15 protein-coding genes and 1 other RNA gene are annotated in these 14,667 nt (G+C 50.5%); 5 read left to right on the top strand and 11 right to left on the bottom strand.

All coding sequences use genetic code 11. The features are described from left to right. Positions 1 to 186 precede the first annotated feature (186 nt). The gene (locus I2D83_RS18180) at positions 187 to 612 is read left to right on the top strand and encodes a hypothetical protein (RefSeq protein WP_205947053.1); all 426 of its coding nucleotides are present in this window, start codon (positions 187 to 189) and stop codon (positions 610 to 612) included. Between the two features lie 78 nt (positions 613 to 690). Here the strand turns inward: I2D83_RS18180 and I2D83_RS18175 are convergent, their stop codons facing one another. The 3 genes from I2D83_RS18175 to I2D83_RS18165 form a co-directional block, all read right to left on the bottom strand. Then, positions 691 to 2,259: a glycoside hydrolase family 43 protein gene (locus I2D83_RS18175; RefSeq protein WP_205947052.1), complete on the bottom strand. Its 1,569-nt coding sequence runs from the start codon at positions 2,257 to 2,259 to the stop codon at positions 691 to 693. 52 nt (positions 2,260 to 2,311) lie between these two features. Further along, entirely contained in the window at positions 2,312 to 3,748 is a 1,437-nt protein-coding gene (locus I2D83_RS18170; protein ID WP_181829618.1) for a glycoside-pentoside-hexuronide (GPH):cation symporter, read from the bottom strand. Positions 3,749 to 4,106: 358 nt separating this feature from the next. After that, a complete protein-coding gene (locus I2D83_RS18165) occupies positions 4,107 to 5,039 on the bottom strand; it encodes a LysR substrate-binding domain-containing protein (RefSeq protein ID WP_181829617.1) in 933 nt (310 codons plus the stop codon). Between the two features lie 105 nt (positions 5,040 to 5,144). Here I2D83_RS18165 and I2D83_RS18160 point away from each other — a divergent pair, with 105 nt between their 5' ends. Beyond that, positions 5,145 to 5,627 carry a GNAT family N-acetyltransferase gene (locus I2D83_RS18160; RefSeq protein WP_181846996.1) on the top strand — a complete coding sequence of 161 codons (483 nt, stop codon included), beginning with the start codon at positions 5,145 to 5,147 and terminating at the stop codon, positions 5,625 to 5,627. A gap of 43 nt (positions 5,628 to 5,670) precedes the next feature. On the opposite strand, the gene I2D83_RS18155 is transcribed toward I2D83_RS18160, so the two are convergent. The 5 genes from I2D83_RS18155 to smpB form a co-directional block, all read right to left on the bottom strand. After that, the gene (locus I2D83_RS18155; protein WP_180777536.1) at positions 5,671 to 6,297 is read right to left on the bottom strand and encodes a LysE family translocator; all 627 of its coding nucleotides are present in this window, start codon (positions 6,295 to 6,297) and stop codon (positions 5,671 to 5,673) included. Between the two features lie 268 nt (positions 6,298 to 6,565). Next, positions 6,566 to 7,348, bottom strand: a complete 783-nt coding sequence (locus I2D83_RS18150; RefSeq protein ID WP_205947051.1) for a transporter substrate-binding domain-containing protein — start codon at positions 7,346 to 7,348, stop codon at positions 6,566 to 6,568. Positions 7,349 to 7,711: 363 nt separating this feature from the next. Beyond that, positions 7,712 to 8,290: a hypothetical protein gene (locus I2D83_RS18145; RefSeq protein WP_205947050.1), complete on the bottom strand. Its 579-nt coding sequence runs from the start codon at positions 8,288 to 8,290 to the stop codon at positions 7,712 to 7,714. 315 nt (positions 8,291 to 8,605) lie between these two features. Further along, positions 8,606 to 8,968: a transfer-messenger RNA gene (gene ssrA, locus I2D83_RS18140) on the bottom strand. Positions 8,969 to 9,018: 50 nt separating this feature from the next. Then, positions 9,019 to 9,501 (bottom strand): SsrA-binding protein SmpB, encoded by a 483-nt coding sequence (smpB, locus tag I2D83_RS18135; RefSeq protein WP_012773422.1) that lies wholly within the window; start codon positions 9,499 to 9,501, stop codon positions 9,019 to 9,021. 155 nt (positions 9,502 to 9,656) lie between these two features. Here smpB and I2D83_RS18130 point away from each other — a divergent pair, with 155 nt between their 5' ends. Together I2D83_RS18130 and I2D83_RS18125 are read left to right on the top strand one after the other, a co-directional pair. Then, entirely contained in the window at positions 9,657 to 10,103 is a 447-nt protein-coding gene (locus tag I2D83_RS18130) for a type II toxin-antitoxin system RatA family toxin (protein ID WP_205947049.1), read from the top strand. After that, positions 10,093 to 10,374 carry an RnfH family protein gene (locus I2D83_RS18125; RefSeq protein WP_219607080.1) on the top strand — a complete coding sequence of 94 codons (282 nt, stop codon included), beginning with the start codon at positions 10,093 to 10,095 and terminating at the stop codon, positions 10,372 to 10,374. The genes I2D83_RS18130 and I2D83_RS18125 overlap by 11 nt, the downstream gene beginning before the upstream one ends. Before the next feature lie 238 nt (positions 10,375 to 10,612). Here the strand turns inward: I2D83_RS18125 and bamE are convergent, their stop codons facing one another. The 3 genes from bamE to nadK form a co-directional block, all read right to left on the bottom strand. Further along, on the bottom strand, positions 10,613 to 10,948 hold the full coding sequence (bamE, locus tag I2D83_RS18120; protein WP_011092444.1) for an outer membrane protein assembly factor BamE: 336 nt from the start codon (positions 10,946 to 10,948) through the stop codon (positions 10,613 to 10,615). A 153-nt stretch (positions 10,949 to 11,101) separates the two neighbouring features. Beyond that, the gene (gene recN, locus I2D83_RS18115; protein WP_180777556.1) at positions 11,102 to 12,763 is read right to left on the bottom strand and encodes a DNA repair protein RecN; all 1,662 of its coding nucleotides are present in this window, start codon (positions 12,761 to 12,763) and stop codon (positions 11,102 to 11,104) included. Positions 12,764 to 12,844: 81 nt separating this feature from the next. Then, the gene (gene nadK, locus I2D83_RS18110) at positions 12,845 to 13,723 is read right to left on the bottom strand and encodes an NAD(+) kinase (protein WP_043881716.1); all 879 of its coding nucleotides are present in this window, start codon (positions 13,721 to 13,723) and stop codon (positions 12,845 to 12,847) included. 148 nt (positions 13,724 to 13,871) lie between these two features. Here nadK and grpE point away from each other — a divergent pair, with 148 nt between their 5' ends. Then, on the top strand, positions 13,872 to 14,459 hold the full coding sequence (gene grpE, locus I2D83_RS18105; RefSeq protein WP_012773427.1) for a nucleotide exchange factor GrpE: 588 nt from the start codon (positions 13,872 to 13,874) through the stop codon (positions 14,457 to 14,459). Positions 14,460 to 14,667: the final 208 nt, after the last annotated feature.

Raw genomic sequence — 14,667 nt, 5'->3', positions numbered from 1 at the left:
TGCATTATGGGGGAGAATCCGCGTTTCCTAAAGATGGTCGTTATTATACACCTCAGAGCGAGTTGATGTCTTTTTGTACCTATTCAAGAGTATCAGCGTATGATTTTGTTTGCTCATTACTGCCATGACAGGTAGCGTGCTTATACTAAAATAACATCTGTAATGAATGTATGAAGGAACCGAACGATGGCAAATGATGAAATAAAAAATAAATTGGTTTCCGTACTGGCTTCACAACAGGCGCAGGGAAAAACGCCGGAACAGGCTGTCGATCATATTCTTCAGGCATTGGGTGGACGTGCGGGGGATGTGTCCCGTATTTCGGTTTTGACGTCGACATTAATTGCTGATGTGCTTTATACCGTTTATCAGGATGTGATAACACACCATCAGGTTGCGGTGATTTTACATAAATTGGGCTATGCCGCACGCGACATCGCTGTTGCATTACACGCCATCTATCCCCAACTGAGTGTTCAGGACGTCGGCCAGCTTTTGCAGAGCCCGGAGATTTATCCGACGATCGATCGCGTAGCGCTACTCGATGCACTGACCTACGCGCACTTTTCCAAAGTGGAAAGCGAGCAGGCTGCTGATGCTCTCGGCGTGTAATACCGGAGCAATGTGTTACCAGAACGGTACTTAAGCTCAGACAGCCAGACCCGTGATTTTCCTATAGCCGCTATCGGGCTATTGTTCGATAGCGGTAACGTTCACCTCTTTAACCCGAGCATGACCCCCGCTGTTTCCTGATGCCGTCGTCAGCGCGTATAGTCCTACTTTAGCGCCTACCCACTTGCCCGGACCTGCGGCGAAGCTATCATCCAACACACTATATTCCCCGTTATCGACCTGCCAGGAGAACTGGCAAATAGCGTTCTGCCGTACGGTGACGCGTAGGGTAATGTTCTGCTGTTCGGGCAGCACTGCCAGACGCCTTTGATGTTGCTCCAACTGCTGCGCATCACTCATCCAGCCGAATCCGGTGACCAATTCAAGACCTTCCGCGCCTTTCTCTATGCCGAGGAAAGCGAAACGCTCGCCATAAATCATCAGGCCACAGCGATCCCCCTCCTGTTCCAGAACGGGTGTTAGCTGCGTGGTGAACTCAAATTCCTCGGCCGGAAATTTTTGCATCAGCAAATTAGGTACGTCATACCAGGAAGGTTCACCTGCGCGGGTAGGCATGGGCTGACAGAACAGTTGAAGCCCCGGATGGGTTAGCGCCAGCCAGCGCTCGTCAGGGTTTGCTTGCCATTGCCACTGTCGTCCCAGCGTAGCCGAAGAGAAATCGTCGGAGGTTGATGGCTGTTGCATGACAATAGGGGTATTAACACAAGGTTTGGTTGCTTCCAGCACGGGTTGCCCTAACCCCTGCGCATTGTGCTGTTCGCCGATCAGCGGCCAATCATCCTTCCAGCGCATTGGCTGTAGATGAACGACTCGACCATAGGCATGGCGATCCTGAAAATGTACAAACCAGCTTTCACCGTTATCTAATTCGACCCAGCCGCCCTGATGCGGGCCATTAACCGATGTGCTTCCCTGATGCAGTACGATCCGGCTCTGCCACGGCCCCTCCAGCGAGCGTGCACGCAGCACGGTTTGCCAGCCGGTTGGAACACCACCTGCTGGGGCGAAAATGTAATACCAGCCGTTGCGCTTATACAGCTTTGGCCCTTCTATGGTTGGCTGTGTTGCCCGTCCATCGACAACGATCCTCCCTTCATCAAGCAGGGAACGACCATCTTCTGCCATCTTGCACAGTTGCAGCAGGTGCTTCTTACCGCTGCGGCTGAAGGCGAAAGCGTGGATTAACCAGGCGGTGCCGTCGTCATCCCAGAACGGGCAGGGGTCGATCCAGCCTTTCGCCTGTTTCAGACAGTGCGGTTTGCTCCATTCGCCTTTGGGATCGTCAGCCTGTGACATAAAGATCCCATCGTCGGGCGTGCTGAAAAACACCCAGAATTTTCCGGCATGATAGCGAATGCTGGGCGCCCACACGCCTTTTCCAGGCTGAAAGTGTTCGTATTCTGGCAGATCGAATCGGCTGAATACGTGGTTGATCAGCGTCCAATTCACCAGATCCTGAGAATGCAGGATCGGTAGCGCGGGCATGTGGTTAAAGCTAGACGACACCATGTAAAAGTCGTCACCTACGCGCACGATGTCAGGATCGGAATAGTCGGCGCATAAAATCGGATTCTTATAACGTCCGTCGCCCAAATCTGGGTTCCAGGGAGAATGTGCTGTACTCATGTCATCGTCCTGAGAGTAAAGGCGGGTAGCGTGCTACCCGCAGGTCTTGCGATCAGGCTGCCCCTTTTGGCGTCAGGCCTTGATCGACAGGAAGCTCGCTTTCCGGCGCGCGGTCAGATGTGCTGTGACGTTTTGCCAAATCAGCCTGAATGTTTTCCATCGTCTTATCGTCCAGCTTGTAAAAGCGAACCAGCCAATACAGAACCAGATAGGAGAGCGAGGGCCCGATGCTCAGCAGGCCGATAATACCAGCAGTGGCGAGCGGTGTTTGTGTGGGGGAACCTGCAACATAACCAAACCAGCCGAGTGAAAAGCCGACCAGCGCACCTGCAACCGCCATACCCAGTTTCAGTGCGAACAGGTTGCCGGAGAATGACAGACCAGTGATGCGACGGCCTGTTTTCCATTCGCCGTAATCGGCGGCATTCGCCATCATGTTCCATTTGAACGGTTGATACATTTGGTGGAAGAAGCCGATCAAAAAGTAGAGCGGGAAGACGACCGCCAGCCACTGTGGCGGCACCATAAACAGGATGACGCCGACAAACACCAGCAGCAGGTTAATGTTCTTGAACAGGCTTATGCTGCTGAATCGCTTGCCAAAGTAGCCCGCCATCATTGCACCAATAATGGTGCCGACGACGCTGGTGGTAATAAAGGCTGATTTCATTGCCGTTCCGGCGGCGCTGCCTTGCTCTGGCCCTACCATCAGGTAGGTTGCGTAATACAGCGTCGCCGCACCGCGCATGACACCTGCCATGCTGGAAAAGAACGTAATAATAGCTACGATGCGCCACTGATCGTTGCTCAGCAGGTTTCTGACATCGTCCCAGACGTTCTGATTTTTATCCACCGCAGGATTGATGCGTTCCTGAGTGGTGAAAAAGCAAAAAAACAGCATCACGACGGCCAGGCAGCCCATGATCATCATCGTGCCCTGATAGCCCAATTGCTTATTGGTACCGCCAATCCAGTCGACCAGCCACAGCGTGCCGACCGATACGAGTAGCCCAGCCATTGAAGAGATGGTAAAGCGGTAAGACTGTGCGGAAATCCTGTCCTTTTCATCGCTGGTGATGACACCGCCGAGCGAACAGTAAGGGATGTTGATAAAGGTGTAGAACAGCATCAGCAGCGTGTAGGTAATGTAGGCGTAAACCAGTTTACCCGTGCCGTTCAGTTCCGGCGTAGTGTAGGCCAGTACGGCAATCACGGCGTAGGGGACGGCAAACCAGACCAGCCACGGGCGGAAATGCCCCCAGCGGGTTTTAGTGCGGTCGGCAATGATGCCAATCAGAGGATCAACGATGGCGTCCAGCACGCGCGTCACCAGAAACATAACCCCTACCGCAGCGGCGGAAATGCCATAGATATCCGTATAAAAGTAGGTAAGAAACATGGTTACGGAAGAATAGACGATGCCACAGGCGGCATCGCCCATGCCAAAGCCGATTTTCTCCGCAACGCTCAGCTTATTATTGTTGGTCATTGGAAACTCCAAAGATGATTGAGGAACTTCTTGCCAGGCTCGCGGCTATTGTTATCTCCTTGGTGGGGATTAACTATTGCGGATTTTATTAAGAAGGTTACGTTTCTTGGTATGTGTTAGACAGGTCACAAAAAAATGACAGGGAAAATAGCGTGAGGCAGAAGATATGCGGAGTTATTTCCATTTTATATCAATAGATTAATTTGGTTTTTCTGTCGATTTACCTGTATGACAAGTTATCTTGCGGATCTATTTATCGGGAAAACAGCGCTCTGCTCGCGTTTCTCTGGACCCGTAATTGGGGGTAATTTCGGAGCGAAAGTATGGCTGTAACCGTGCGAGATGGCGGAGAATCAGGCTAGCTAATGGGATGTGTCACTAGGCTGTGTAACAGGTTTTTAATCCACTGGCTCGCTTCCGAACGGCTATTACGGCGATGGCTGTAAATCTTCACGCGATAGGACGGCACAGTGAAAGGCAGAGGATGAATCTGTAGCGGCAGGAGTTGTGCAAAGATTGTCGCGATATTGCGCGGTAATGCCATGATCAGCGTTGAATCGGCGATGATAAACGGTGCACTCATCATCGATGGCGTTTTCAGCGCGATATGACGTTTCTTATTGAGCTTATCCAGCGCGTAGTCAATCACCCCACGGGATTCATTCCAGGGCGTAACCACAAGATGCCGGGCGGCGAGATAATCATCCAGCGTAAGCGTCTTGCCTGATGGATAACCAGCGGCAGTGATGATGACATAGCTGTCTTCAATCCAGTCTATCTCCTCAATTTCCCTGTTCTCCGCTTGTGTCATGTCGGTGAACCCTAGAGCAAAATCGATTTTCCCTGCCAGCAAATCCGTAATCGCGACTTTCTGCGGCGAATAGACCAGATTGAATTTGATGTGGGGCGCCAGTTTTTCCATTTGCGCCATCAGAGTGGGAAAGACTGAAAATGCGGTGTAATCGGTGATGGAGAAGGTGAAGCTTTCCGAACTGCGCGCGGGATTAAAGCGCGGGCGCGGCGTCAGGCCTTGCGTCAGCAGCGCCAGACTTTCCGCGATCGGCTCCGCGATATCGTCCGCCAATACAGTCGGGTGCATGGTGTTGCCTACACGAAAAAACAGCTCATCGGAAAATGTATTGCGCAGTCGCGTTAGCGCATGACTGACCGCCGATGCGCTCATCGCCAGTTCTTTTGCCGCCGCAGCGACGGATCGATGCTGGTATACGCTATTAAATACCACCAGCAAATTTAAATCGATACGCCGTAAATCCAGATGCATGTTGTTCATCAGTCACTGTAGGAAATGCAGTTCATACAGTATTTTTAATCCGGTAGCATGGCAAGTCTTGATTATTGTTAGTCTTGGAAGTTAGCACTGGAGAAGAGAACCTTTATGAATATCGTCATCCGCCCCGCGCAGAAATCAGATGCGAGCGTGATTCTGGATTTAATCATCGAGCTTGCCGTGTACGAGAAGGCGCGTCACGAAGTGCTTGCCTCGCTTGAAGATATTGAAAACTCGTTATTTGGCGAGGGGGCGACAGCGGAAACGCTGATTTGCGAGATTGACGATAAGCCTGTCGGCTATGCGATTTTCTTCATGAGCTACTCAACCTGGCTGGGAAAATACGGCATTTATCTGGAAGATCTCTACATCGCGCAGGCATATCGTAATGCGGGAGCAGGCAAAGCGTTGTTGAAGCAGGTTGCGTGTCTTGCGCAGGAAAGACAGTGTGGACGGCTGGAGTGGAGCGTGCTGGACTGGAACCAACCCGCGATCGATTTCTATAAAAGCATTGGCGCGAAGCCGCAGGATGAGTGGGTTCGCTATCGGATGGACGAGAAAGGCATTGCGGATTTTGTCACGGCATCGTAACGGTGTGGCTCCTGCCAGCCTGAAAGCAGCAGGAGCCCGTCAATTAACGTGTTGACGCTGCCAGCGTGGTGCCTGCCAGAATAAAGATCCCGCCCGTCGAGCGGTTAAACAGCTTGATGCGGCGTGGGTTGGAAAACAGACCCGACAAGCGACGACCGGTGCAGGCATAGATAAACATGATGCTGAAATCGAAGACCGCCCAGGTTACCGCCAGAATGACGAGCTGCAAGGCGTGCGGGGCGTTGGTATCGATAAAATTTGGGAAGAGCGCGGCGAAAAACAGCAGATCTTTCGGATTACTGATCCCAACCAGAAAGCCCTTACGGAATAGCGGAAACCAGCCAGGAGCCGAGGCTTCCTGCACGTCCTGTTCCGCAGTGCTCATATCCTTAGAGCGCCATGACGCGATGCCCAACCAAATGAGATAAACCGCACCAATAATTTTTAATACCATGAAGGCGGTGGTTGACGCAGCGAGGATGGCCCCTAGCCCCAATGCTGAACAGGACATCAAAATCATTGCCGCACTGACGCCGCCGAGTACGGTTGCTGTTGCGCGTGAAGCGCCGTAGCGTAAACCGTGCGACATGCTGATTAAGGCGGATGGGCCCGGAATGGCAATCAGGGCGATGATGATGCCTGTATAAGCCAGCCAGAGGTGAAGGCTCATGATTTCTCCTGCGTGTAGTTCATTGTGAAAGCGTGATTGAGAGCGATGATGTGAAGCGAGATATACTCACATATATATCGCTATTTTCCAACGCGAGATAGTAACAGAAAAGGGGATAATGGCGCTCTCCCTCTTTCATTAAGATTCTGTTGCTGAGGTTGGTCGGAGGAAAGGCAGTAAACTCTCGCTTCGGCAAAATCTCCCCGGCCTTCTGGTAGGCTAGGGAGATCGGCTGAGCATGAAAAGAACCCATTCACCGTGCCTGATATTATTCCTTCACGCTTAAATCAATATCGCCAAAATAGCGTTTCTGTATTTTTGCATATAGGCCTTTTTGGACGATATCTTTCAGCCCCTGATTAATGAGCAGCTTTGTCTTCGTATCTTCTTTGCGTATACCGTATGCGGAACCGAGGCTAAATAAATCCGCATCGGTTACTTCCGGGCCTTTTAGCTCAAAATTTTTACCCTGTGGGGTTTTTAAAAAACCAAACTCGACGGCAACGGAGGGGCACAGCGCACCTTCAATTCTTCCTGAATATAAATCCTCATAAATGGCTTCCTGATCGGGATAGCTTTTAACAATCACGCCGGCCGGGAGCCAATATTTATTAGCGTAGGCTTCCTGAATCGTGCCTTGCTGCACTGCAATATTTTTTCCGCGTAGCAACTCAGCCTGAGGAAGAAGATTGGCCTCTTTTCTTGCAACAAGCTTGGTGGGGACATGAAAAACATAGTCGCTGAAATCTATTGATTCTTTTCTCTTACGCGTCACCCCAAGCGGCACAATGATGTCTATTTTTTTCGCCAGAAGGGCGGGGATCTGGGAGTCGAATGTATTGACGATATAGTCGCATTTTGCATTTATTGATTGGCAGATGGCATCGGTAACTTCTATATCAAAGCCCGATGGATTACCATTTTTATCCAGGCTCTGAAAGGGCGGGTACGTTAAATCGACGCCGATACGCAGTATGTCCGATTTGGCAAATACAAAGGGTGAAATAGAAAAAATGGCAACGAACTTCAGGAGAGATAATTTTCTGAACATAGCAGTAACACCTCTTTTTAGTCGTATGAAATAGATTTCAACATTCCGATATCTGTATTATCACCAGCGATAGGAGGTGAATGAGTCGTGCGATGTCATTCAGTCCACACTTTAAAAACTGACGTTAATTTACACTTGAAGTTATAACTAATTGTTATTATTTGCTTTCGGGATGTAAAATTACGCTATCGGTGATGTCCAGACGTGTAAGCAAGACATAATTTCCACGCATAACTTCATTTGGGGGGCTGCTGATCTTTATTGCATACCGGAAATCTACCTGAGCCGATTTTTGGTACTTAATTTATTCGATTTACTGAACGCGTCAGCAAAGCAGTGGGGTTTGTGAGGTTGCAGGTGAGATTACTTGTAGGTAAATCGATAATCGACAATATACGTACCGAGTTTATTGACTCGCGCAGTGATCCATAGTGCATCCATTCCTTGCCGCCTTTTTTTAAACAGCATTTCTCTGTTGGTGCATAGCTGTTTAAATTGCCCGGTATGGACATCTTTAACCCATATGCCGGCTTCGCAACGACTACTTTTCCCTGTCGATGGCCCAGGAAAAACAATCTTATAGTCGGATGTGTAACTAATTACCTCATCAGGGAACAGGTAAACGTACACGTCAAAAATATTTACGATGGAAAGAAACCCTAGCACAAAGCCGCCGAAAAACATTTCTAGCGTGTGCTTTAGTTTCTTCTTTACCGAGCGGGAGTAGAGCGCCCGGCCAGCAAAGATAAGCCCCAGAATGAGCCCAAAGATCAGGTAGATAGTGAGTTCAGGAAATGTCTCGATCAGTATCGTGCGACGTGACAGCTGCGAAGCCCAAAGCATGTACCAGAAAATAGCTAGCATGATGGATAAGACGAGGAGAGTAACGAGAAAATCCTTCGACAATAAATAAGTTATCGCTTTTTTATAGAGACGGCGCATCTATCCATGACCTTGTATCAACATCTTGTTTTGTCGATATTTTACATGACTTCAAACATATTTGCTTATTTCAGAATCAGATCGAGGGAGCGGTACAATATGTTCGCGTTCAGCTGGTCAGAATGTCCAAGCTTGATCTCTGTCCATGCTGTGGCAGAGGCTTCTACAAGGTTCTGCATGGTCAGTAACTGCCGTTCCTGTAGCGGTAGAGGTCGATATAGTTGGGTTATTACAGGCATAAAAAAGCCGCTGAACCTTGCGGCTAGCGGCTTTTTCACGTTTCCGGCCTTATCTGGTAATAACCGGAACCTAAATTGGTGGAGCTGGGGGGATTTGAACCCCCGTCCGGAACCACTCTACCGTCGGTACTACATGCTTAGTCTATCTTTGCATTCGCTTGCCAGCTGCGAATAGACACGCCACTAACAAACTAGCCTGATTAGATTTAGTGCTTCAACCCCAGGCAAGGCATCCACACGATCTCTTTTGGGTTTGACCTCTCTTGATCCCCGTCCTAAGAGCGGAGGCTAGGGAGAGAGGGCTCAGAGCAGGTTATTAAGCTGCTAAAGCGTAGTTTTCGTCGTTTGCGACTATTTTTTTGCGGCTTTTTACGAGGCCAACCGCCCCTCGGCATGCACCTTGGGCTTTGCAAATCCCGTCGAATCCAGAATCAGCCCCCAAGAAACTGTCGCCAGTATATCAGAACTTACCGTTGTTAAGCCAGTGGCTTAGCGATTGGCGTTCTTCATGATACGGGCTTTGTCTAACTTCCATTCACGTTCTTTAATGTCATCACGCTTGTCGTGATCTTTTTTGCCTTTCGCTACGCCAATTTTGACTTTGCTCCAGGCATTTTTCCAATACATGGACAGCGCGACGACCGTATAGCCTTCACGACTGACGCGGCCAAACAGCGACTCTAGCTCGCGTTTGTTGAGCAGGAGTTTGCGCGTGCGAATAGGATCGCAAACAACGTGTGATGACGCTACATTCAGCGGCGTGATGGTGGCACCAAACAAGTAAGCTTCACCGTTCATAAAGGTGACATAGCTGTCGCTGAGGTTGGCTTTGCCTGCGCGCAGTGATTTGACTTCCCATCCTTGCAGAGCAAGACCAGCCTCAAATTCTTCCTCAATGAAGTATTCGTGACGGGCGCGCTTGTTCTGCGCAATGGTGGCGGAACCGGGTTTGTATGCTTTTTTCTTTGTCATAGTGCCGTCATTATACTGGATGTCATTGGGAATGAAATCCCCGCCGTGCGTCCGTGTCGTGGTTAATGATATCGTGCGATAAGCTTCGCAGAATTTTTGCCTGTCGGACTATCAGTGCTATTATTTTGCGCGTTTTATGAATCACGGAAAATAGTATGCCAAAGATAAGTCGTTCTGCACTGGTGCCGTTCAGCGCTGAACAGATGTACAAGCTGGTGAATGATGTCGCTTCCTACCCCGCGTTTTTACCGGGGTGTACGGGAAGTCGGGTGATCTCTTCCTCAGAAGGAGAGATGACCGCTGCCGTAGACGTTTCCAAAGCAGGTATCAGCAAGACCTTTACCACACGTAATACGCTGACGAACAACCAGAATATCAATATGCAACTGGTCGATGGCCCCTTCCGTCAACTGGGTGGCGACTGGCATTTTACGCCGCTGAGCGCCGATGCCTGTAAAGTCGAACTGCATCTTGAGTTTGAATTCACCAATGCCTTGATTGAACTCGCTTTTGGCAAAGTATTCAAGGAGCTGGCGGGAAATATGGTGCAAGCTTTCACGCAGCGAGCAAAAGAGGTCTACAGTGTCCGCAATGCAGGTTGATGTGGTCTATGCGTTGCCGGAACGTCAGTATCTGCGCACGGTGAAGCTGGAAGAAGGCAGTACAGTTGAACAGGCGATTGTGGCATCGGGTCTGCTGGAACTGCGTCATGATATCGATTTACAGGTGAATAAAGTCGGTATCTACAGCCGTGCGGCGAAGCTGGCCGATGTGGTACAGGATGGTGACCGCGTGGAAATTTATCGCCCGCTGATTGCCGATCCGAAAGAGCTACGCCGCCAGCGTGCCGAGCGTTCTAAGAGCAAACCCTGAGTGATATCGTTAAACGACATAGGGTGTTCCCACCGATTGTTCCGACCGATATGTCCTTACAAAAAACACAGGCAAACCTGAAATCTTCAGATTTGCCTGCTGTTATTCCTGCCATACATCAAACCGCGTGTGCGCCAGCTTCCCTTAAGTACTCTGCCTATTTTGGGCCTCGTCTTAAAGTGCTGCCTGATTGCCAGTATCGTTCATCCTGATTCAACTGAGCAGCGTGGAAAGCGTATTAATCCAGTGCAGGCTTGTTGTTGATGTTGGTTAACACGCCACTGCCGCTGAAGGTCAGCGTCAGCGTCTGTTGTTTTACCGATTCATGACCAGGCTGTTGGCGGAAGACGTAAAACCACGTATCGCTGCCAAACGGATCCTGCATCATAGGAGTACCCAGCGTATAAGCGACCTGTTGTTTGGTCATGCCGGTGTGAATTTTTGCAACGTCAGCCGGTGCCAGATAGTTTCCCTGATTGATGTCCGGCCGATAGACCACCTTCTCCAGTGTGGAACAACCGGCAGTCAGCATAACAACCACCGCGGCGACGACAGTCAGCGTTTTACAGCGCATAGTGATTACATTCCTTAAGGGCATAGGTTGCCGATGATAATAGACCTTGCAGGACTTGGAAACCTGCAAGGCGATTGTATGACCTCAGGAAGGTAAAAAAGTTGAGCTTTTTTACCTGCGATGCACCTTTCTTGCCCTTATCGGCGGTGGGTTTTAGGCCGCCAGCAGTTCTTTAGCATTCGCCAGCGTGTTTTTGGTCACGGCACTGCCGCCCAGAAGGCGTGCCAATTCTTGTAGCCGAGCGCGCTTATCTAACGGTTGCATCAGCGTTTCCGTTTCTGCGCCATCCGTCTGTTTACTGACGAAGAAATGCTGATGACCACAGCCTGCGACCTGCGGCAGGTGCGTCACGCACATAACCTGCGTTGATTCACCGAGCTGGCGCAGCATTCTGCCGACGATGGCGGCGGTTGGCCCGCTAATCCCCACATCGACTTCATCGAAGATCATCGCTGGCGTGTCCATTTTCTGTGCGGTGATCACCTGAATAATCAGCGCGATACGCGACAGCTCGCCACCCGAGGCCACTTTCGCCAGTGTCTGATGTGGCTGACCAGGGTTGGTGGTCACGCGGAATTCAATATTGTCGGCACCAGTAGCCGTCAGGCTGTCCGGCGTAAACTTCACATCAATGGTGAAGTGGCCGTGTGGCATCGCCAGCTCACGCATATTGGTGGTGATGAGCTGTGCCAGCTCGCTGGCGTGGTGCTGACGGCGCACATGCAGCTGTTCTGCGAGGTGCAATGCCTGCTGATGATATTCACCGACGGAGGCGCTGAGCGCGTCGTGGTCGCTTTCCTGCTGTTCCAACTGTTGCTGTTCTTCCAGCAGTTGTTGATGGAATGCGGGAAGCGCCTCTGGAGCAACATGGTGCTTACGTGCCAGCGCGAGCTGACGTGACAGGCGCTGTTCCAGTTCATACAGACGAATTGGGTCGAGATCCATTTGCTCGCTGTAGTGGCGTAGTTCATCGCTGGCTTCGCTAAGCTGAATACCTGCTTCTTCGAGCATCGACAGCACGCCAGACAGTTTGTCATCCATGCTGATGAGTTCGCCAAGCTGGTGTTTTACGCTGTGCAACATGCTGATGATGTTCTGCTCTTCGTCTTCGCTCAGCAGTTGCATGGCCTGTTGGCTCATCGTCAGTAGCTGACCGCTATTCGCCAGACGCTTGTATTCAACGTCAATCTGTTCATATTCGCCGGGCTGTGGTGCGAATTCATTCAGCTCTTTTAATTGATATTGCAGCAGTTCTCGGCGCGCTTCGCGCTCAATTGCTGCCTGTTGCAGTTGCGCTAGTGCACGGCAGCTTTGGTGCCACTGATGCCAAACCTGCTGCATGGCAACCAGCAATTTCGGTTCATCGGCATAGGCATCCAGCAGGTGTTTTTGATGATCGGGGCGCAGCAGTAGCTGATGAGCATGCTGCCCGTGTACCTGAATCAGGTGCTGGCCGAGTTCACGCAGTTGAGACAGCGGCACGGCGGTGCCGTTAATAAAGCCACGTGAGCGACCATCGGCGCTAATGACACGGCGTAGCAGGCACTCGTTGCTGTCATCCAACTGGTTTTCTTCCAGCCACTGGCGTGCCGTTGGCGTATCTGCCAGCGCAAAACGGGCGCAAATGTCGGCGCGTGCAGCGCCCGGCCTGACCATGCTGGCGTCAGAACGATTTCCCAGACATAAACCGAGGGCATCAATCGCAATAGATTTCCCCGCACCGGTTTCTCCGGTGATAACGCTCATACCTGACTGAAAATCGATTTCTAATTCGCGCACGATGGCGAAGTTACTGATAGTGAGTTGCGCCAGCATGATAAGCCTCTGTATGTAATCACATGTGATTACATACAGTATAAACTGGTTTTATATACAGTAAAGTAGCTGGATAGAATTTTAGAATAATTTTTTTGACCAGCCGAGTTTTGAGCTTAGTGTATTGAAATAACTGTAATTTTTTGGATGAATCAGATTTAGGTGGTGCTCGCTGCGGCGAATGAGCACTTCTTCGCCTTCCTGTACCGGTAACGCAATCTGGCTGTCGCAGCTGATTTCCAGGTCATTAGTAATGCAGGAAAATTTCAGCCGGATCGTACTGCTGCTGTTGATGACCAGCGGACGGGCTGACAGCGTATGCGGGAACATAGGCACCAGTGCGATGGCATCCAGCGACGGCGTCAGGATTGGGCCGCCAGCGGAAAGGGAATAGGCGGTTGAGCCCGTGGGGGTGGCGATAATCAGGCCATCTGAACGTTGGGAGAAGGCGAATTTGTCGTCAATATAGACTTCAAATTCAATCATATGTGCGACTTTTCCCGGGTGAAGCACCACTTCGTTAATGGCGGTACTAATGCTGTCGGGCTGGTTGGCGCGGCAAACGTGCGCTTCCAGCATGAAGCGTTGTTCGCTCAGGTAATGGCCGTCGAGCACGTCAGAAAGCTGCTGCTGCGCATGGTCAGGGTCGAGATCGGTCAGAAAACCGAGGTTGCCACGGTTCACACCGATCACCTTGATGTCATAGCGCGACAGCACGCGCGCTGCGCCGAGCATATTGCCGTCACCGCCGACGACAACCGCCAAATCCGCTTGCTGGCCAATGTCGGCAAGGCTACCTGTCGGAGCGTCTTTCAGATTCAATTCACGGGCGATCTGCTGCTCGATCAGAACCGAGTAACCTTTGTCGGTGAGCCAGTGGTAAAGCATCTCATGCGTTGCCAGCGCCGTTGGGTGGCGCGGATGGCCGACAATGCCAATACAATTAAACGGCCTGTTCATTGTAAGCGGTGTGTTCATTGCTGTTTTGTCCTCAGCGTGGTGTATCGGCAGCGGTGGGAACCAATATATGACGGGTTCCCTTGAATCCCCGATTTTGATCCCCATAATAAGCAACTAGCGAGATTAATGCTAAACCGCGGAGAATTTCATGAGTAGTAAAGAACAGAAAACGCCTGACGAGCAAGTGCTGGATCAAAAGGAAGCAGCAAAAGGGCAGCAAGCGGATGCCGCGCCAGAGACGGCAGACGTAGCTGACCCGCGTGATGCGCGCATCGCCGAGCTGGAAGCCCAGTTGAGCGAACTGCAACAGCGTGAGCGTGACAATATGCTTCGTGTTCGTGCTGAAGCGGATAACGTTCGCCGCCGTGCGGAAATGGATGTTGAGAAAGCGCATAAATTTGCGGTAGAAAAATTTGCCAGCGAAATGCTGCCAGTTATCGATAACCTGGAACGCGCGCTGGATACGGCGGATAAAGCCAATGAATCACTGGCTGCGATGATTGAAGGTGTTGAACTGACGCTGAAATCATTGCTGGATGCAGTCCGCAAATTTGGTATTGAGGTTGTCGGTGATGTAAACGTACCGTTTAACCCAGAAGTGCATCAGGCAATGACGATGTTACCTTCGGCCGATCACCAGCCGAACCATGTCATGATGGTCATGCAAAAAGGCTATACGCTGAATGGCCGTTTGCTGCGTCCGGCGATGGTTGCGGTATCAAAAGCACAAGACTGATAGTTTTTGCTTTTACGCGCAGTATCTACAGCGTGTCTTCATTTCCAAACCCCGTGCCCAGCATGGGGTTTTTTGTTTATATTTTGTTAAGATTTGTTTGATAAAAAAGATGTTTTTTAGGTTTTGAATGACTCATCATCTTTAACTATCAAAAGAATTGGTATCACCTCTCTAAATGCACTTGATAATCATTATCGTTTCTGTGAGA

It is taken from the genome of Pectobacterium aroidearum (assembly GCF_015689195.1).
GTDB lineage: Bacteria > Pseudomonadota > Gammaproteobacteria > Enterobacterales > Enterobacteriaceae > Pectobacterium > Pectobacterium aroidearum.
This window is presented reverse-complemented; position numbering and strand designations above follow the sequence as displayed.